General features: G+C 62.6%; 24 protein-coding genes. 12 read left to right on the forward strand and 12 right to left on the reverse strand.

Annotation, left to right across the window (positions count from 1 at the left end):
* The first annotated feature begins 255 nt into the window (after positions 1–255).
* The 4 genes from EG244_RS15755 to EG244_RS15770 all read left to right on the forward strand — a co-directional run bounded on the left by EG244_RS15755 (position 256) and on the right by EG244_RS15770 (position 3,977).
* Positions 256–921: a hypothetical protein gene (locus EG244_RS15755; RefSeq protein ID WP_199738002.1), complete on the forward strand. Its 666-nt coding sequence runs from the start codon at positions 256–258 to the stop codon at positions 919–921.
* On the forward strand, positions 918–1,163 hold the full coding sequence (locus EG244_RS15760) for a hypothetical protein (RefSeq protein WP_124966139.1): 246 nt from the start codon (positions 918–920) through the stop codon (positions 1,161–1,163). The genes EG244_RS15755 and EG244_RS15760 overlap by 4 nt, the downstream gene beginning before the upstream one ends.
* Before the next feature lie 554 nt (positions 1,164–1,717).
* A complete protein-coding gene (locus tag EG244_RS15765) occupies positions 1,718–2,209 on the forward strand; it encodes a DNA packaging protein (RefSeq protein WP_124966140.1) in 492 nt (163 codons plus the stop codon).
* Positions 2,196–3,977 carry a phage terminase large subunit family protein gene (locus EG244_RS15770; protein WP_124966141.1) on the forward strand — a complete coding sequence of 594 codons (1,782 nt, stop codon included), beginning with the start codon at positions 2,196–2,198 and terminating at the stop codon, positions 3,975–3,977. The genes EG244_RS15765 and EG244_RS15770 overlap by 14 nt, the downstream gene beginning before the upstream one ends.
* Positions 3,978–4,102: 125 nt before the next feature.
* On the opposite strand, the gene EG244_RS15775 is transcribed toward EG244_RS15770, so the two are convergent.
* Positions 4,103–4,462, reverse strand: coding sequence for an Arc family DNA-binding protein (locus tag EG244_RS15775; RefSeq protein WP_124966142.1), 360 nt, complete (start codon positions 4,460–4,462; stop codon positions 4,103–4,105).
* A gap of 83 nt (positions 4,463–4,545) precedes the next feature.
* Here EG244_RS15775 and EG244_RS15780 point away from each other — a divergent pair, with 83 nt between their 5' ends.
* The 8 genes from EG244_RS15780 (at position 4,546) to EG244_RS15810 (ending at position 10,234) form a co-directional block, all read left to right on the forward strand.
* Entirely contained in the window at positions 4,546–4,698 is a 153-nt protein-coding gene (locus EG244_RS15780; protein WP_124966143.1) for a ribbon-helix-helix domain-containing protein, read from the forward strand.
* A gap of 15 nt (positions 4,699–4,713) precedes the next feature.
* The gene (locus EG244_RS15785) at positions 4,714–5,055 is read left to right on the forward strand and encodes a hypothetical protein (RefSeq protein WP_124966144.1); all 342 of its coding nucleotides are present in this window, start codon (positions 4,714–4,716) and stop codon (positions 5,053–5,055) included.
* Between the two features lie 106 nt (positions 5,056–5,161).
* The gene (locus EG244_RS15790) at positions 5,162–5,641 is read left to right on the forward strand and encodes a MerR family transcriptional regulator (RefSeq protein ID WP_124966145.1); all 480 of its coding nucleotides are present in this window, start codon (positions 5,162–5,164) and stop codon (positions 5,639–5,641) included.
* Positions 5,638–6,960 carry a phage portal protein gene (locus EG244_RS15795; protein WP_124966146.1) on the forward strand — a complete coding sequence of 441 codons (1,323 nt, stop codon included), beginning with the start codon at positions 5,638–5,640 and terminating at the stop codon, positions 6,958–6,960. Before EG244_RS15790 ends, EG244_RS15795 begins: the two co-directional genes overlap by 4 nt.
* Positions 6,957–8,717 (forward strand): prohead protease/major capsid protein fusion protein, encoded by a 1,761-nt coding sequence (locus EG244_RS15800; protein WP_124966147.1) that lies wholly within the window; start codon positions 6,957–6,959, stop codon positions 8,715–8,717. The genes EG244_RS15795 and EG244_RS15800 overlap by 4 nt, the downstream gene beginning before the upstream one ends.
* Complete coding sequence (locus EG244_RS15805; protein WP_124966148.1) at positions 8,717–8,932, forward strand: phage head-tail joining protein; 216 nt, start codon at positions 8,717–8,719, stop codon at positions 8,930–8,932. Before EG244_RS15800 ends, EG244_RS15805 begins: the two co-directional genes overlap by 1 nt.
* Before the next feature lies 1 nt (position 8,933).
* Positions 8,934–9,110 (forward strand): hypothetical protein, encoded by a 177-nt coding sequence (locus EG244_RS20460; protein ID WP_158617328.1) that lies wholly within the window; start codon positions 8,934–8,936, stop codon positions 9,108–9,110.
* Positions 9,107–10,234: a tyrosine-type recombinase/integrase gene (locus EG244_RS15810; RefSeq protein WP_158617329.1), complete on the forward strand. Its 1,128-nt coding sequence runs from the start codon at positions 9,107–9,109 to the stop codon at positions 10,232–10,234. Before EG244_RS20460 ends, EG244_RS15810 begins: the two co-directional genes overlap by 4 nt.
* 149 nt (positions 10,235–10,383) lie before the next feature.
* On the opposite strand, the gene EG244_RS15815 is transcribed toward EG244_RS15810, so the two are convergent.
* The 11 genes from EG244_RS15815 to EG244_RS15860 all read right to left on the reverse strand — a co-directional run bounded on the left by EG244_RS15815 (position 10,384) and on the right by EG244_RS15860 (position 18,568).
* A complete protein-coding gene (locus EG244_RS15815) occupies positions 10,384–10,590 on the reverse strand; it encodes a hypothetical protein (RefSeq protein ID WP_124966150.1) in 207 nt (68 codons plus the stop codon).
* A gap of 147 nt (positions 10,591–10,737) precedes the next feature.
* Complete coding sequence (locus EG244_RS15820; protein ID WP_124966151.1) at positions 10,738–10,944, reverse strand: DUF7940 domain-containing protein; 207 nt, start codon at positions 10,942–10,944, stop codon at positions 10,738–10,740.
* Positions 10,941–11,480, reverse strand: coding sequence for a lysozyme (locus EG244_RS15825; RefSeq protein WP_124966152.1), 540 nt, complete (start codon positions 11,478–11,480; stop codon positions 10,941–10,943). Before EG244_RS15825 ends, EG244_RS15820 begins: the two co-directional genes overlap by 4 nt.
* Before the next feature lie 248 nt (positions 11,481–11,728).
* Positions 11,729–11,977, reverse strand: a complete 249-nt coding sequence (locus EG244_RS15830) for a hypothetical protein (RefSeq protein ID WP_124966153.1) — start codon at positions 11,975–11,977, stop codon at positions 11,729–11,731.
* Positions 11,978–12,026: 49 nt separating this feature from the next.
* Entirely contained in the window at positions 12,027–12,419 is a 393-nt protein-coding gene (locus EG244_RS15835) for a hypothetical protein (RefSeq protein ID WP_124966154.1), read from the reverse strand.
* Positions 12,416–14,575, reverse strand: coding sequence for a hypothetical protein (locus tag EG244_RS15840; RefSeq protein ID WP_124966155.1), 2,160 nt, complete (start codon positions 14,573–14,575; stop codon positions 12,416–12,418). The genes EG244_RS15835 and EG244_RS15840 overlap by 4 nt, the downstream gene beginning before the upstream one ends.
* Entirely contained in the window at positions 14,572–14,769 is a 198-nt protein-coding gene (locus tag EG244_RS15845; RefSeq protein ID WP_124966156.1) for a hypothetical protein, read from the reverse strand. Before EG244_RS15845 ends, EG244_RS15840 begins: the two co-directional genes overlap by 4 nt.
* Complete coding sequence (locus EG244_RS15850) at positions 14,769–15,035, reverse strand: spike base protein, RCAP_Rcc01079 family (RefSeq protein WP_124966157.1); 267 nt, start codon at positions 15,033–15,035, stop codon at positions 14,769–14,771. The genes EG244_RS15845 and EG244_RS15850 overlap by 1 nt, the downstream gene beginning before the upstream one ends.
* Positions 15,036–15,100: 65 nt before the next feature.
* Positions 15,101–15,226: a hypothetical protein gene (locus EG244_RS21325; RefSeq protein ID WP_267900291.1), complete on the reverse strand. Its 126-nt coding sequence runs from the start codon at positions 15,224–15,226 to the stop codon at positions 15,101–15,103.
* Entirely contained in the window at positions 15,226–15,687 is a 462-nt protein-coding gene (locus EG244_RS15855) for a phage upper tail fiber protein (protein ID WP_124966158.1), read from the reverse strand. Before EG244_RS15855 ends, EG244_RS21325 begins: the two co-directional genes overlap by 1 nt.
* Positions 15,688–15,739: 52 nt before the next feature.
* A complete protein-coding gene (locus EG244_RS15860; protein ID WP_124966159.1) occupies positions 15,740–18,568 on the reverse strand; it encodes a phage tail protein in 2,829 nt (942 codons plus the stop codon).
* Between the last annotated feature and the right edge of the window lie 3 nt (positions 18,569–18,571).

The raw sequence follows: 18,571 nt of genomic DNA on the forward strand, positions 1-18,571 counted from the left end.
CAGTAAGATTTTTCTTATCGCCTGACTTTTTCAGCACCCTGTTAGATATTGTTGAATTTGCAGCGGCCCGAGATTGTCGAAATATGGTCAGCCGGTGAAGTGCGCAGCAAGTTCGCCCTATGTGAGCTTATATCGATATTCTGCAGTGGGAAGTTTTTGCCGCAGCGGATCTGTACACCCAGCTTGGTGGGTAGAGCAGATCTAACCTAGGTGAAATTTCCCTTGACAGGGGTGTGCAAGAATAAACCGTGTTTCGTGCACACTTATGCCTTATCGGCAATAAAACCGGTGTTTGGTAGGCCCGGAGGGCTGCAGCAACACGTTAGTTTTCAAACTGATAGCCTGACGAACTCAGTTTTTTCCAGTGCTGAAAAGATTGAAGAATTCTCGACGCTGGCGAACCATTCCGGAGATCGGAAAAAGGAAAACCCCGGCGCGCTGGCGGGCGCGACCGGGGCTGAATACGAAGTCGGTAACTTCAAGGCCAAATCATACAAGAAGCCTGACTCTGCGTCCAATCTTAAATCGGGCAACATTGTCGCTCAGGTCATGCCGCCCCAGTACAAGCAAATGTCCCGGATGCTGGGCTACAGCCTGCTTCTGGGCACGGCCAATGCTTGGGAGGGCTTTGGCCTCCTTGCCGCTGTTCGCCTTACACCTCAAGAACGCGCGTTCATGGCAGCCGTCTTGCTTGCCACGCTGGACGCGGGCACGGTGCAGGATATTGCGGCCACGGCGGTTAACGCTGCGGGCGACCCCCTGCCATCCTTCCTCGGGGGCATGGAGGATGCACGGTCATGGGCGTCGTGGGCTTCGCGCTCCGAGCTGAAGGCCTATGCGCTAGCCTGTTTCGAGGCGATGGACCCCAAGGACCAGGCAGCATTCTACAACCACATCAGCACGGTGGAGGTCGCAGCATGACCGACAGTGAGCTGGATGAAATCATGATCTTCTGGTGGCCCAAGGTGCTTCGCCGCGCGATGGCTGGCAGCGACGAATGGGTCAAAAGCTTTGCGCGTTCCATCGCGAAGCATGGCAAGCGCGCCAAGTGGCACCCGAGCGAGAAGCAGGCCTTCCTCATGCGTAGGCTCGTGGCTGACCTCAGCAACGCCCCTGAACCCGAACTGGACCTGATCGACAGGGAGGATGGTGCAGCCGCCTGACCTCTTCACTGTGTCGTCGGGAGGTGCAGAACGATGGCGACGACACAGCACTATGGCCGACCAGCGGGCGATCCCAATACGGCCAACCGCAGCCCGAAAGCTCGAAGCGGGGGATCAGGCACCAGACCCGGTGCCTTTAAGTAGCGAGCAAGCCGAAGCGGGGTCACACGACTTCGGCGCCCAGAAGCGATGGACCGGCTCCGTTGAGCAGATCTTCACGCAGAGGGCTAGGGACCAACCTGTGTCGAAAGACACGGGCTGGTCTCCCTATGCCCTTCGCTCAGAACCTCACCATTGAGCAGGACAGGATAGATAGAGAGATGAACGCAACAATCAGAACAGACACATGGCAGCACATAGGCGAACTGGCCGAGAGAGTGCGCCGCCTTCGCCCAGATCACCGCGGCCCTGAGCGTTTCCATGTCGAGAAGAGCGAGATCGAGCATGAGCTTCGCCTTCTCGCAAGCATCGTGGGTCCTTCCGGGGAGGTCCCTCTGCGGGTAATTCGCACCCCGAGACGTCAGGCTTTGCAAATGAAATCAATGGGGTGAAAGATGCGCATCCTTGAAGAACTTGCGTTTGACGGCAAGCCCTCGCTTCGGATCAACGGCGCTGACCTTTGCGATCTTCTGTCGATTTCGCCCGCTGCCCTGTCCGATCTAAAAAAGCGCGGCATCGCTGTCCATCGCGGCCATGATGCTTACGATCTGGGCGAAACCGTCCGCGCCTACGTTGTTCACCTGCGCGGCGTTGCCAGCGGTCGTGGTGGCGAGGAACACGTTAGCAATCTCACTGCAGAACGCGCGCGGCTGGCCCGTGAGCAAGCGGATGCCCAGGCTCTTCGCAATGCGGCACTGCGCGGTGAGCTGGTCGCAGCGGCTGAGGTCGAGCGCACATGGTCCGATCTTCTTCGGCAAGTCCGCGCTCGCATCCTTGCCGTTCCCGCCCGTGTCCGCTCCATGCTGCCCCTGGACGCGGCCACCATCGACACCATCGACCACGAGCTTCGCCAAGCCCTTGAGGAACTCGGCCATGACAACGATTGATCTTGTGCTGTCTAAAGCCCGCCGTGCGCTGATCCCGCCGCCGCGCCTGCGCCTCTCCGACTGGATCGAGGCCAACATTGCGCTACCGCAGGGCGTGTCCGCCCAGCCCGGCCCTGTGCGTCTCTGGCCCTTCCAGCGCGAGATAGCCGACACCATCGGGGATCCACTGATCGAGCGTGTCACGCTGGTCAAGCCTGTCCGGGTCGGCTTCACCACTCTGCTAACCTCGGCAGTCGCCTCCTTCGTCGCCAATGAGCCTGCGCCAATTCTCTGCCTGCTGCCTGCAGAGGCCGATTGCCGGGACTATGTGGTTAGCGACATTGAGCCGATTTTCGCAGCCTCGAAAGCCGTGGCCGATGCGCTTGCCGATGATCGGCAGGAAGGCGAGCGAAACACCCTGCTGTCGCGCCGGTTCCCCGGTGGCTCGCTCAAGGTGGTTGCCGCAAAGTCCCCCCGCAACCTTCGTCGCCACAACGTCCGCGTCCTATTTATCGACGAGGCAGACGGCATGGACCCGACTGCCGAAGGCTCGCCTATCCTCCTTGCCGAGCGGCGCACAATGTCCTTCCCGGATCGCAAGATCGTCATGGGATCGACCCCGGTGCATGACGATACAAGCCACGTCCTGCGCGCCTATGCCCAATCCGATGCCCGCGTGTTCGAGGTGCCATGCCCAGAGTGCGGCACCTTCGGGGAAATCACTTGGGATGCGATTATCTGGGATGATACCGCGCCCGAGACCGCCCGCTGGCGCTGTCCCCATTGCGAAACCGAAGTCGATGAACGCCATAAGCCTGCGATGGTCGCAGACGGCATCTGGCGGCGCACCCGCCCGCATGTTTCGGGTCATGCCGGGTTCCGGCTCAATGCTCTGGTATCGCTCCACGCCAATGCTGCATGGGGAAAGCTCGCGACCGAGTTTATTACCGCCAAGGATGATCCGACCACGCTACAAACTTTCGTCAACACCATCCTCGGGCAAGGCTGGCGCGGCGATGGCGACGAGCTGGCCGACGATGATCTGGCTTCGCGCGGTGAAACCTTCGGGCTGTCGAAGCCGATCCCAGCTGATGTGCTGGCGCTGACCGCCGGCTGCGATGTGCAGCATGATCGGCTTGAACTGACCTATGTTGGCTGGGCTGAGAGCGGCACCGCCTTCGTGCTGGGGCACCGGGTGATCTGGGGGGCATGGGATAGCGCCGATACTTGGGAAGAGTTGGACGAAGCCCTAAAACAGCGGTTCCCGCATGAGCTGGGCGGTCAGATCGGCATTGATGCTTGCGCGGTAGATGCAGGGGACGGCACCACAATGAACCGCGTGACCGCCTTCTGCACCCCAAGGACGCGGCGAAAGATCATGGCGATCAAGGGCGCATCCGGCAATCGTCCCCTGATCGAGCGGGCGGGCAGCAAGACAAAGACCGGGGCGCGGCTCTGGATCATAGGTGTCGATACCGCCAAGCAACAACTGTTCCCGCGCCTTGCTCGGCCCGGTTCGATCCGGCTTTCCGAAGAGTTGCCCCGCGTCTGGCATGAGCAGGTGGCCTCAGAGCGCGCAGTCCTGCGCTATCGTCGCGGCCAGCCCATCCGCAGCTTCGAGCGCATCCCTGGCCGCAGGGCTGAGGCGCTGGATTGCCTTGTCTATGCACTCGCCGCTCGGCAGATCATCACCACGGAATGGGAGCGCCGCAGGACTGAACTTTCATCCTCAGCGCCTATCGTCTCGCGCAAGGGCCCGGTGCTCCAATCGGCCTGGATGAGCCGCTAATCCGTGTAACAGTAGCAGGAAATGCAATTTGTCATCGTTACACTCTGGATTGGCGCTTTTAGTGAGCGTCACCAGAGTGTTAGCGGCATATTGATAGCGTTACAGTTTTGAAGCTGTTTTCGGGGCTATTTGACGGGTGCAGAGCGGTAGCGATCAACGACGATTGCCACCGTCCATCCATCGCCTAGCGCACTTTTCTGGAACCGAATGACGTTCTGGTCAGGGGCCTGCGCTGCCCAGGCATTCGCTTCCGCCAGCCGCTTGTCGAACTCAGCGTCAGTGTCGGCAGCATGAATGTGATCCACCCACTTCCCGGCGTCACCTATGAGGTTTCTGACCGGGAACTTCTCTTCCAGCAGCGCCAGAATTTCAGAATTCATTGAACGATTGTTTGTCTCAGCGGCAGCTTTGATCCGGTCGCGCATCCCATCGGGAAGGCGAAGCATGAACTTGTCAGTTAGTGAGCGGCTTTCGATCTCGGTCATGATGTCAAATGGACATGATATTTTTATTGACGCAATGGTGTCCTTTGGACATATAATGTCATATGGACATCATGGAGTGTTCGATGATTGACCGTAAACCCTTACAGCTTCGTTTGCCGCCAGACCTGAAAGCTTGGCTCCAAGCCGAGGCGGAGAAGAACGGCGCGAGCCAGAACAGCGAAGTGATACGAGCCATCCGCGCCGCAATGGCGCGTTCTGAACTTCAAACCACCTGAAACTAGGAGATAGCTATGAACGCCATGAACCCGCTTTCCGGGCCTGATACCGCTTTGCCAGTCGATACCTGCAACTCGCTCCGCAAATCCAACTTTTCTAATCTTTTCGATGATGGCGAGACCCACAACCTCGAAGTTTCCGCCCGTCGCGCCGCCTATGTTGCCGAAGTGCTGGGGGTCGATCCGCCAGCGCGACTGGTTGATGAGGAAGATTGTCTCTCACCAGAGGTTATGGACTTTGTTCGACACACCGGGGCGAGCCTTGACTTCATCTTCGTAGGTGATCTGCGCGGCATGATCCTGACGGATTGCGAGCGGCGGCTGGAATGGTTCACAGGGAAAAGCGGCGAAGCATGAACGTGATTGCCCCGCTCACCGCTTGCGGAACTTAGGTGATACCAGCTTGACAGAAAATACCCACTTGAGTATTTCTGAATAAAGTTCCTCATGCGGGTATTTTCTTATGAACCACCTTAAGCAAAAAATCCGGTTCACTGCGGCGGCAAACGCGGCAGGCGTTGCACCCAAAACGCTGCGCAACTGGATGGACCGCTATCCACTCCAATTGGTCGCTGACTACGGGGCGGATGGCTGGACAGAGTTCACGGTTTTCGACGTGGGTATCATTGCCCTCATGAAGCAACTGACCGATTTCGGGGTGCCAGTTACTCGCGCCAACGAGATTGCCTTCAAGACGCTCATGGGAGTGGCTCACGCGCTGCTCGGCTACCAGAATACGCCGGTCGCAGCCTTCGTCGCTATTTTCCGAGGCAGAACGAAGTTTGTCTGGAAAGATGGCTCGACCTATCAAGATAAGAGTGTCTATCGACCGAAGTCGGCTGACGATCTTCCTCATGCCGTTTCGATGCTGGTTATCGACCTCGAAGAGCTGATCGAGACCGCTATCGGCAAGCTGACTAGCGTGGGGGAGGTGGGCGAATGATCAGCCCCCCGCGTCAGTTCCTGCGCAGCGTTTCGCGGTTCTTCCGCCGCTCCGGCATCGAGGCTGGGGGCGGCGGTCGCCGTTGGCAGGGTGCGCCGATGCTGGGCGCGCCGACCCAGTCCACCCTTGCAGCGCGCGGTCCGGCAATGGCCCGAGCCGCTGCGCTCTACGTCAACACCCCGCAGGGCAATCGCATTGTCGAGGCGTGGACCGCCGCGCTGGTCGGCAAAGGCTTCCATGCTCGTTCGCAGCACCCTGACCGCAACATCGCCTATCAGCTCAATACCGCTTTTGAACTGCTGGCGAACGCCCATCTGCCAACGATCATCCGCGCGATGGTCCGCGATGGTGAAGCCTTCGTGCAGCTCGTGACCGATCTCGACGGCAAACTGCGCCTGCGCCAGATCCCGTCCGACCAGATCGACCCGACCCTGACCCGCGATCTTGGCAACGGCGCGCGCATCATCGCCGGGATCGAGTTCGACGGCGACGATCAGGTGCAGGCCTATCACGTCCTGCCCGAGGCCCCCGGCACCCCGTTCGGCATGATCGGTGCTCCGATCCGCGTTCCCGCCTCGGATATGCTGCATCTATTCGACGCGCTCTTCCCCGGTCAGGTGCGGGGGCTTTCGTGGCTGTCGCCCGTCCTTTTGAAGCTCCGCGACCGCGACGAGGCCTCGGACGCGTTGCTGATGCAGTTGAAGGTCGCCAGCCTGATCACCGGCTATGTCCGCGACCCAGAGGGCGGCGCGGCGGGCTTCGGTGACAACGGTGATGGTTCGGTCAATGTGTCGCTTGAACCCGGCGCAATGCGCATTCTACCGCCCGGTGCCGAAGTGACCTTCTCGCAGCCCGGTCAAGGCCTGCAACAAGCGGTAGACTTCCTGCGTGGTCAAGATCGCGAAATCGCATCCGGTGTTGGTCTGACCTTCGAGGCACTGACCGGCGATTTGGAGCGCACCAACTATTCCTCGGCCCGTGTCGGCCTCATCGAGTTCCGCCGCCGCGCCGAGATGCTGCAACGCAACCTGATCGAGGCGCGCTTCCTGCGCCCTCTCTGGGATCGCTGGATTGATGCGCAGGTTCTGGCAGGCGTTATCCCTGCTGATGCCCAAGGCCTATCCGACTTCCGTGCAGCGCGCTTTGTTAGCCCCGGCTGGGCATGGGTCGATCCTCACAACGAAGTGGCTGCAGAGGTCGCGGCCATCGAGGCGCGCCTGAAATCCCGCGAAGAAGTCGTGGCCGGTCGCGGTCGCGATATCGACGATCTGGACGAAGAGCTGGCGCGCGATACGCAGGCAAAGGCGGTGACGCAATGACCGTTCACCTGCGCCAGTTGCGGCCTCAGCCGTCCACCCTCGATGCGCAAGCGCGCACCGTGGAAGCTATCGTGTCCACCGGGGCGGATGCGCCCCGTCCGGGTTTCATCGAACGCCTTGACCTTGCGGGATGCGATGTGTCGCGGCTGGTCGGTGCCCCGGTTCTGGACGCGCACCGTGCCGCCTCGACCGCCGATCAGCTCGGCGTGATCGAGGCAGCAGAACTGCGCCCCGAAGGCCTATGGGTCAAGATGCGGTTCCGCAGCAACGAGGCCGCGCGGTCGGTCCTGTCCGATATCGGAGATGGGACGCTACGCGGGCTGTCGATCGGCTATCACGTTGCCGACTGGCAGGACACGCGGGAGGGCGATCACCGCATCCGCACCGCCATTAGCTGGACGCCCATCGAGGTGTCCATTGTTCCGGTCCCGGCCGATCCGGGAGCACATTTCCGAGCAGGAGAACAGAATATGCCGGAAGATCAGATTGAAGAAGCCATCACCGAGGCCGCAGCGCCGGAAGGCCGCATGACCGAGGCGCTTGGCGCATCAGTCGTCGCCACCATCGCCGCAGCCGCAGGGCTGGACCGCGCCTGGACCGAAGCGCAAGTTGCCGAAGGTGCCCCCGCAGAGGAAGTCCGCGCCCGTGCACTGGATGCTGTGCGCACTCGCAGCGCACAGCCACGCACCATCCGCGCGCAGATTGGCATGGACCATACGGACCCCGCCATGATTGCCACCCGCGCAGGTGAGGCCCTCTATGCCCGGATGCATCCTGAGCATCGGCTGTCGGCCCCGGCGCGTGAGTTCGCCCATATGTCGGTTCTGGACCATGCCCGCGCCAGTCTGCTCCGTTCCGGGCGTTCGGTCACGGGTATTTCGGCGGATCAGGTGATCACGCGCGCGCTGCATACGACCTCTGATTTTCCGTTGATCCTTGGTGATCAGGTCGGTCGTGAGCTGCGCCGCAGCTATGAAGAAGCCCCGTCTGGTGCGCGCCAGCTCGCCCGTCAAGGCACGATCCGCGACTTCCGCCCCAAACGCTCGCTGATGCTGGGCGAGGCCCCCATGCTGGAAGCAGTCGGAGAGGGTGGTGAATTCCGCCACGGCACCTTCGCGGAATCGCAAGAGCATTACAGCCTCGCCACCTTCGGCAAGATTTTTGCGATCTCGCGTCAGGCCATGATCAACGACGATCTGGACGCTTTCAGCGCGATCCCGGCCCGGCTCGGTGCCGCCGCTCGCGCCTTTGAAGCCGCTCAGCTCGTGACAAAAATCATCACAAACCCGGTGATGAGTGATGGTGTGACGATGTTCCATGCCAGCCACGGCAACACGAAGGCCCCGACTGCAACAATCAAGGAGGACCTGTCCGCAGCTCGTTTGGCGATGCGGAAGCAGACCGGCCTTTCCGGTGGCCTGATCGACGTCACCCCACGCTATGTGTTGGCCCCGCCTGAGCTGGAAACAGCCCTGGAACAGGAGCTGTCCGAAATTCAGGCTAACCGCACCAGCGACACCAACCCGTTCTCGAACTTGTCGCTGATCATCGAGCCGCGCCTGACCTCGGCCACCACTTGGTACGTGGTTGCCGATCCGGCGAAGGTTGACGGCCTGGAATACAGCTATCTGGAAGGCGCGCCCGGCCCGCAGCTCGACACGAAAGTGGGTTTCGAGGTTGATGGCGTCCAGATGAAGGTCCGGCTCGACTTCGGCAGCGGCTGGCTGGACCATCGCGGCTGGTTCCGGGTGGGCTGATGTCGATCCCGACCGCTGATATGATCGCCCTGCGCGACAAGCTGATATTGGAGCGGGCGCGCGGTGTGCGCTCGCTCCAAATGGGCGAAGAAAAGGTCGAGTACCGGTCCGATACTGAAATGGCTGCGGCCATTGCCGATCTGGAAATGCGAATCAATCGCGCTTCCAGTCACCGCCCAGCAACCGTCCGCTTCTCTAGCTCAAAGGGCCTCTGATATGGCCAATCCCCGCGCCACGTTCACCCAATCTGACCTGACCAAGGTTCTTAAGGCGTATCGTGACGCGGGATACCCTGCGCCATCGCTGGTCATCGAGCCAGGCAAAATTACGGCAAAGCCTGCATCCGAGGCCGCGCAGCAGACCCCGAACGAATGGGACGAAGTGTTGAAATGAAATACAAGCGGCAGTTTCCCGGCGCTTCCCCATACAAAGATAGGCACGGCGTTCGGCGCTGGCGCTATCGTAAGGGCGCGTTCAGCCGCGAGCTTGGAACGGACTACGGTTCGGAAGAGTTTCTGCGCCGTTATGAAGCCGCGCAGACGGAACACCGGACGGGCCGTAAAGCGGGTGCAGGCGCATCCCAGACAGTGCCCGAAAGTATCAATGATCTGGTCGCCAGCTATTACCGGACACCGGAATGGCGCGGGCTGGCCGAATTGACCACGAAAACCTATCGCGGGATAATCGAGCCGTTCCGTGTGGAGCACGGCACGAAGCTTGTTGCGCGTATTGAGCGCAAACATGTAATGGCGATCCTCGGAAAGAAGGCAGATACCCCGGCAGCGGCCAACAACCTGCGCAAGCGGCTCGGCCAGCTTTTCGATCACGCCATCGCTCTTGACTGGATCAAGTCCAACCCCGCGCGCCTGACCAAAGCCTATAAAATCGCTGGTGACGGCTTCCATACATGGAACGAAGTTGAGATCGGCCAATACTTTCAGCATCACGCTCAGGGCACAGTCCCGCACACTGCGGTAACTTTGATGCTCTACACCGGCGCGGCCCGAGTCGATGCCGTGGCACTTGGCTGGGCGAATATTAAAGAGACCGCTGAGGGTCCGCGCCTGCAATACCGGCGTCAGAAGACCCAGAAGAGCAACGGTATCCTTGTTAGCATTCCCATCCACCCAGACCTATGGGCGGTGATCGGTGATTTACCCAAAGACCGTCCTTTCCTCGCCACGGCCTATGGAAAAGGGCGCTCAGCCGCAGGCCTCGGCAATAAGATGAGAGAGTGGTGCGACATTGCGCAGCTGCCTGAGTGCTCGGCCCATGGCCTGCGCAAGGCATGCGCTCGTCGCTTGGCTGAGGCAGGTGCTACGGCGCACGAAATTATGTCGATCACCGGCCACAAAACTCTGGCTGAAGTGCAGCGATACACCGAGGCCGCATTGCGTGAAGGACTAGCAGATTCCGCGATGGAAAAGCTGCTTTCGCGCCCAAATCGCGAACAAACCGTGGTGAACCTTCAAGCTCGGTTCGCCACAAATTCCACTAACCATTTGAAAGGAGAGTGAAAAATGATGGGGTTTGGTAGGCCCGGAGGGTATGACTGAACGCCGGAATTTCCCTTTAAGATCAGCAATTCGTTGTCCCGCAGGACACACTTCCGAAGCTAGTAGAATCAATGCATTACGGGCGACTTGTCCCGCAGCTTTTAACGGTTTCAGCCAGCACGTCGCGCACCACAGCCGGCATCAATAGCTTCGATCAGCGCGACACCGGTCACTACCGACCGCGCGCCGCCATCCGCCGCCAGCGCTGCGGCATGTTCGGTCCGTGCTGCCCGGCTCCCGTCACAGATCGCGGCGGGATCCACGCGCACGCAACCAGTCACGAGCAGCATCAGGGTCAGTGCGATCGACTTGCGCATCGTCCATCCTCCGTCTTGTGTCACGATAATCGCGTGAAGCGTTGGCGCCCGACTTGTCAGCCGCATCTCGCCTCCCGCGCCAGTAGAGGGCCGCGGCGAACAGAACGCCCGCCAGCGGCTTCCACAGCGCCCGGATCAGCGCGCCCATCACTTCGGCAGCCCCTGATCGACGAACTTGCCCACAAAGCCCGCCAGCGCCACGCCCGTGATGATCCATTTCAGCCAGTCCGCCGGGATCAGGGCAATCAGTTCGGGCGGCACCTGTGCCCAGATCATAGGCAGGGCGGCGAGTGCAGCGAGGGCCATGGCGGAATAGCTGCGCAGGTGCGCCCGCCAGTTTGGAATGAGCCTCATGCCTTCACCCCCAGAGCTTCGAGACAGAGGCGCTGCTCAGTTGCCCGGCGATTGGTGAGCCCGCGGATCTGCTTGCCGCCTGCCCGGTCCCACCGGGGCAACTGACGGCAGGCGCCGGCCCAGTCCCCTGCCCGTGCCATCTTAACGAGGGTTGAGCCACAGGCCGCCCCTGCCCCGACGTTGTACGTCCAGGAGGTGAGCGCGACCTGCACGCCCTGCGGCTGCGAGGTCAGGCCTGGCAGGCAAGCGGCAAGCTGCGCGTGATAGCCACCGAGCGATTGCATCAGCATCGTCAGGCATTGCTCGGGCGTGTAACTGTCGCCGGGCTTCACGCCCTTCGTTTCGCCGTAACAGACCGTCCAGACCGGCGGGCTGGCGATGCGGTCGAGATAGGCCTCGGTGCGCTCGCCCTCCCAGGGTGCGACGAAGATCGCCGCTGCCGCAAGCACGGCGGTCACGCCGCCAACGGTGGATTTCGGGCGCGCACTCAGCATCGCCCGGAGACCGGCTAAAAGCCGGACCAGAAATTGCAGCATCGCTGCCTCCATCAAATGAGAAACCCGGCGCGGTGGCCGGGATATGTCACAGATCAGTCGCGACCGATTTCGGTTCTGTGACATGCTGTGCGCTAATCGTGACACTACCTGTCGCCAATCTATGGCAGGCTGTTCAGATCAGCTGGTTACAACGCATCGCGTTTCAGGTGACTTCGGTCCCGTCACAACATGCTTAAAGCCAGATGTGATGGGACAGGGCGTCTTCAATGAAGGCGCCTTGTTTCGTTTCAGGACCGCCGCTCCATCCGGTCAACCAGCCGATCCAGTGTCAGCTTGATCGCCGACAGGCTCTCATCCATCCGCGCCAGCGTAACGGCTTGATCCTGAGCGCGGCGGGTGATCTCGGCCTGCTCCCGGCGCAGTTCAGCAATGAAACCGGCTTGCCCCTTTACTGCCGCCTCCAGCCGGATGAGCCAGGCGACGAAGGCCAGCAGCGTGATCAGCTGCGGCCAGTAGGTTTTTGCAATGTCTTCCAAGGGCGCCCTCCGCGCAAAGAAAGGCCCCGCACGAGGCGGGGCCGTTGGTTTACGCTTCAGGTTCCGGCTCGATCGCGGCGGGCATCCCCTCGAGCCCCAGCAGCGCCCGGGCGGCCGGGGGATCGAGCCCGACCACCGCGAGGATCTTACCTTGCGGGATCTCCGGGGGCGGCTCATCGGCGGCGGGCAGCTCGATCAGAACCACCTCCGCCTGAGCGGCAGCGGCCGCCACCATATCGGCGCCCCATTCCGGCTCGATGAGCGGCTGGAAGGCGTCACTGACGAAGGCCGGGGCCACCAGCCCGGCGGCAACGGCATAGCCGCCAACGACCGGGGCGAGGGTGAAGGTGGATCCGTCTGCCTCGCCGTAGCCGATAACGCGGGCGAGTTGATTGGCCGCGCTGACGAGTGCGACCGGGCAGGCGATGGTGACTTGGATCATGGCTTATATTTCCCCCATTGGGTTTCGAGCTGAGCTTTTTCGTAAGAGGTGAAGCGCCCCCGCTTCACGGCCACATCGGCCATGCGCTCTGCGCGCAGCAGATCGGTGCCGGTGGTGCCGTCACTGGTGACGCTGGCATAGCCGATCACGCCGAGGTGGTTCACCCAGGCGATCTCGTATGCGCCTGCAGGCAGGACGGCGGGCAGGCTGTCGCCGCCGTCATTGTAAAGGTGCCAGACGTCAGGGACGCCCGCTTCGGTGATGTCGGTGATAGACGCGACAGCCTGGTACGGCGTGGCCGCAGGACCAATCTCGATCTGCGGATTGCGCACCAGAACCTTGTTTACATCCCCGGAGCGATTGTTGATGCGGAGCTGAGCGCCATTCGTGTTATCCGCCCCCAAAGTCAGGGTGGCTACCATCCGTTGCCAGCTGTCCGTCAGTCTTTCGACATAGGCGGCCTGAGACACGGATGCGCCTGCGCTGTTACGGATACCGGTCATAGCGAGTGAGCCGTATTCCCCTGCGCTTTTGACTTCCACGCTGAAGGTCAGCGTTGAACCCGGCGGAGCACGGTCTGCGGGAACGCTCCAGTCTGCCCGCTGACCCGCTGCAGCCCCAAGATTGTTCAGTTCCCACACACCGGGCTCAACTATCGTCGCGGTGACGCCCGCCACAGTGGCGATCCCAAAAGTATTGGCGATCAGATTCCGCCGCCCGCCTTTCGGCCAGCGCGCCAGCGTTGGCCGGGAAAGCGCCGTCTCCTGCCGGGTTATGGGTGCGTTCACCTTGCGCAGTGACATGCCGGTGAAGCTGATGGTCGTGCCGTTTGCAGAAAGAGACACAAAGTTCACAGTCGAGGCCGCGGTGAACACCGCGCGCGGGTTCGCCTCGGTTGCCGACCCTACGATCGATCCGGACGAGCTGGCCTGACGGAAGGAAAGCGTTCCGCCGGTAATCTGCGAAAAACTGATCTCATAGGTTGCACCCGGTTCGAGATCAGGCATTCGTACAGAGCCGATATTCGAGGCATCATCGCGATGCACCCTGCCGTCACCGGTCATGGTGTTGATTTGCGACGCGACAGTGGGCGATCCGGTGGTTGCCGCTACGGATCCGTCGCGAAGCTCGGGGCCAAATACGTTTGAGGCACTGAGAGCCAGGAGGCCCACGGGCTGGCTGACTGCCGCAGGAGTGTTTCCGGTGCTTTCCTGCCTCATAAGGCGTGCGCCAGGGGGCATCCCCGGCGGGATCAGATACCCGGCCCCATACCGCTGCTGCCAGTATTCCTCGAGCCGCAGCCGCTCTGCATCGGTCAGCGCGCCGGGACGCACGAAAATATCCGCAATGCGATCCGCGCCCAGCAGGATGTTTTTACCCGATCCATCTCCGGTCAGGCTGGCATAATGCGGCTTTCCGTCGATCCCGACCGTGGCGACCTCATAGGTGCCGGTCGGAAGAGGGGCGAGAAGACTGTCGCCGCCGTCGTTGAACAGGTGCCAGACGTCAGGGATGCCCGGTTCAATGATGTCGCTGGCGCTGACGACCACTTGGTAAGGCGTGGCAGGCCCTGCATCCACTTGCAGATCCCTCAACCAGACACGGGCAGCGTTATCCTCGACATTGTCAAAGCGCAGGTAGAATACGGGGCTTGCCCCTTCGTTCACATGAACCGCCGCACCGGTGACCTTGAAGGAAGTCTCCGTGACTTCTGAAATCACAACCGCAGAGTTCCCCGCCTGTGCGGTCGCCGGATACAGGGTTGCCGCGCCAAAGTTGGTGCCCGTGTTATGAGCGGCGCGAAAACCCACGCGAAACGGCTTGCTATCCCTACGGACATAGAACGAATAGGACCGCGCTCCCTGTCCGACCGCCGTATGCACCTGCTGCTGTGCGTTGGCTTCAGTGGGACCAAAAGACAGCCAGCCATCGACCGCAGGGTAGCCAATAGCCCTCGCCTTTCCCCAGGCATCAAAGCTTGTCGTCGTGATAAGCAAATTCCGCCGCCCGCCCTTCGGCATCCGCGCCAGCGTCGGGCGCGAGAGCGCGGTCGCCTGGGTAGCATCAATCGTGCCTGCCGCCCGCGCTACCTTGCCGACCGGCTGGCCAGCCTCGTAAGCCGGGATGGTCCCGGCAGCATCCTGAAACAGCCTCATTGCTGTGCCTCCTGAAGATTGGCCCAGAAGCCCGGCTGAGCGATCGTCAGCAGGAGCTCCGGTGAGAACGGGGGCGGCTCAAAACCACCGGCCCAGAAGCCGGGTTGCCCGCCGGGGATGAGAGCGCCGGGAGACCAGCCCGTGCCCCGCCCGTTGCGCAGCACGCTGGTCAGACTGAGGCTCAGCCCGAGCATCAGATCCACCCCGTCAGGCCGGTGGCCGTTGTGCCGGTCGCGCGGATGCGCCGGGCGCAGAGCGGATAGGTGCCGGGCGGCAGCTCGCCCGTGGTATAGGTCTGGCCGTCGCGCGAGCTGATGAAGCTCAGACGGCCACCCTCGCCACCGATGGTGACGGCGCGCACCGCCTGCGCCAGATCGGCGCTGTCGGAGGGCGTGACGGCCAGCGCGCCGATGGCGGGGCCGGTGGGGCCGAAGCTGTGATTGCGGAAAGGGTCGCTCATCGAGCACTCCAATAAAAAAGCCCGCGCGATGGCGGGCGGGTGTCAGAGAGGCAGGGGGAGGTGGCTCAGGACTTCGGCTCAAACCCACCGGCCCAGAAGCCGGGGTTGAGGGCGGCAGGCGTCCAGAGCCAGACCGGCTCCGCGCCGCGCATCACGGCCAGGATCAGATGCGGCCCGATGGTGAAATACATCAAAGGCCCTCCCGGATCAGATAGAGGGTGGCAGGATCGGGCGCGGTGATCGCGTCATACTCGGACTTCGTCAGCACGATCAGCTGCTGTGGCCCGCCCTGCTGGCCGAAGTTGTTCAGCAGCACCGTGGCGGGATCCGCGCCCGTGGGCACGATCGAGGGCACCACCGTGAGCATGCCCTTCGTGCAGAGAAACCGCGCCGGGGCGTCGCCCTGCCAGATGTTGTAAAAGTAGCTCGCCCCTTCCCCGAGCGCCTGCAGCGCGGCAGGCTCGAGGTCGAGTATTCCCGCCATCGCGGAGATCTCGACCAGCGGCGCACCGCCCTCAGTCTGGCTCACCGTGAAAGAATACGGGGCCAATGTCTCGCCCCCCATGAGAACGCGCAAAGGCTCATCGCGGATCAATGAGATATTCGTCACCGAGGGCCGCGCCAGCCCCGGTGTGATGGTGATCTGACGCATCAGATGCTCCTGTTGAGAGTGTGAAGGCCGCCCCCTGAGGGGCAGCCGATGCTCACCAGTTAAAGGCGGTGGCCTTCAGCGACAGGCTGGTGACGCGCATGTTGGACGAAGAGACCGCCCGGAACTGCAGCGTCGAAAAACTCGCCGGGGCCGTATAGGCGAAGGCCGCATTGGCGCCGAAGGAAGACGGCCCGACCGAGTAGATCGTGGCCCAGCTGCCACCATCGATGCTGACCTCGACCACCATGCTGCCGCCCGAGGTATTGGCGTGGCTGAGGTTCACATCGATCACGATCGGGATGCTGCCGCGCGACAGCCGCCGCTCATGGAACCCGCTGCCCCATGTCGGGCCATAGAGGGTGCCGAGATTGACCTCGACCACCGCCCCGCTGGCAGGTCCGGTGCCGCTGGCGAAGAGATAGACCCCGAGGGGCGCAAGCCGCCCGCTGCCTGCATCAAACAGCAGCGGCTCAGACGGATCGATCCGCGAGGCCCTGAGTGTGCCGCGCAGCGTCACATCGTTGAACTCTGCCGCGCCGTCCTCTTTGATCCGCCAGCCGCTGGCCCCCGCGACAAAGCCGCCGGACTTCAGCTCTCCGCCGAAGACCGCCAGCCCCGCCACGCTGAGGCTTTCCGTGTTGAGATGGGTGGCATCGATCTGCCCCGCCGCGACATGGCCCGCGAGGATGTTGTTCGCGGCGATGTGCTGGCTGAGCACCTTGCCGTCCCCGATCGCGACCTCGATCTGATCGGACCAGCCCTCTGCCTCCGCATCCCACCGCCAGAGCTGTTTGGTGGCGGCAAGCATGACGATCTGATCGGGCCGCTCGCCCTCAGCGGGCAGCGCATCGACCAGCGCGATCCCGGCAGCATTGGCCATCTCTTCGAACTCCTCGCGGATCTCGGCCGAGAGATCCGCCGCCCAGACCGGCACGGCTTGGGTGGTGACCGTGATCCAGGGCGACCAGGTAAAGCGCGGGCTGAGATCGGAGACCAGCGCCGCGCGCACCCGGTAGGTGGTGCCGGCCACGATATCGGTCACCGTCCAGACATGCGGGGCCGCATAGGGCCGCAGCATGTCAAACTGCAGATCGCCGCCCTGCTCAATCTGGATGCGGATCTGACCGACCCCGGCCTCTGCGCCGGAGCAGCTGATCTGCAGCCCGGCCCTGCGCCCGAGCGTGTCATCCCCCGCGAGCAGCACCGGCACCACGGCAAAGCCGGAGATCGTTTGCGTGAAGGGCACCGGATTGACCGGCGGGGTGATCACCACCGGCAGTTCCAGATCGCTGTCCCAGTCATAGTCTTCCGGATCGACCTCGCGCAGCGCCAGCACCACCGAGAGCCCCGGCAGCTTCGTGACCATCTCGACCAGGAACTTCTTGTCCGCATAGCCGTTGCGCCCGGAGGTCCAGCTGATCATGTCCATCGGTTCCAGCGCCCAGGCCTCAGGCGAGAGGGTCATGGAGTGCTGGCGCATCCGGCGATAGTCGCTCATCTGCGAAAGCATCAGCCGCTGCACCTGCGTGCCCCAGGGGCAGGCGGGGTAAGAGACTGACGTGGGCAGATAGCGCCCGCCATCCTCTGCCGTGGCCACCGCATCGATGCGCTGCGGCGCGTCTTTCGTGGCCCATTTCTCGCCCGGCTCCGGGTAGGAAGCCGAGATGGCGTTGAAGGTCTGGCTGACCGGATAAAACGGCGTGAAGCTTTGGCCTTCGGTCACCACGATATCGCCGTCGGTGATCGAGAAGACCGGCGCGGCGGGCAGATCGACCAGCGGCTTCAGCTGCCCGCCGACTTCGGCAAAGCGCATATTGGCCGCGCGCCCGATCGCCTCGAGGACATCCGCCCCGGATTGATCGACCGAGATCTCGAGGCCAGCGCGATAGGCAGGCTCTGTGCCGCCGCCCGCCAGCGCGATGGCCCGGTCACAGGCCGCCATGGCCGCCACCCATTCCGCGCGCGGCAGCCGCCAGGCGGGCAGATTGCGCCCCCCGAAGACCCACTCAGAGCCGAAGTAGATCCCACGCGCCACGTTATAGGCGATCACGGCGGCATTGCGGCTTGGCTCATAGGTCGCGCGGTCGCCCCAGCGATGCGCCCCGGTGCCCCCCGTTGAGCCATCCTTGCGCGGATCATAGAGCGGCAGCGGCTCGGGCTGAAACAGCAGCGCGGGCAGCGCGCTCATCCCGTCCTGATCGTATTGTAGCGTGACAATCGCATAGCTCTTGCCGGTGCCGATGCCCGACCACGGGTAATCGGCATCCGAGCCAAAGGCCCAGGCGAGCAGCGGATCGACGACCGTCTGAGTGCCATCGACCCAGCGGACCCAGATCCGCCGCCGCCCGCTCAGCGGCCCGATATCGACCGGATGCCCGAGGCTGTAGCCCGAGACCGGCAGCGCGGTGCTTTGCTCCGTGACCGCCTCGACAGACCCCGGCGCACCGCTGACCACGCCGAGCTTGCTCAGATCGATCCCGCCGCGCTCATCGCCGATCCAGATCGCCGCGAGACCGGGTTGCGGCAGCGCCGAGACCTCGATCACATCGGTGACAAAGCGCAGGTTCCGGCCCCAACTCCCGATGTATTTGCGCCGCCCGGCGGTCGCGTAATCGCCGAGGGTAAAGGTGAGGGGCAGATCATCGCCCATTGCGACATCGACTTTGACATCGGTGCTGGCGCGACTGTCCTGCGGCTTCGGCCCGAGTTTGCGCGCGATGGCCGAGAGGGCCATGCTGACCCCCATCCGCGCCACCGCCGACATAATCGCCGAGCCTTTAATCGCCGCGCCCACGGCCGCAATCGCCCCGCCGACCGGCCCGGCCTGTGCGGGATCGGCGGCCAGTCCGAAGACCACCGCAAACAAAAGAACCTGCCACATGGA

Source organism: Falsigemmobacter faecalis, assembly GCF_003863335.1.
Taxonomy (GTDB): domain Bacteria; phylum Pseudomonadota; class Alphaproteobacteria; order Rhodobacterales; family Rhodobacteraceae; genus Wagnerdoeblera; species Wagnerdoeblera faecalis.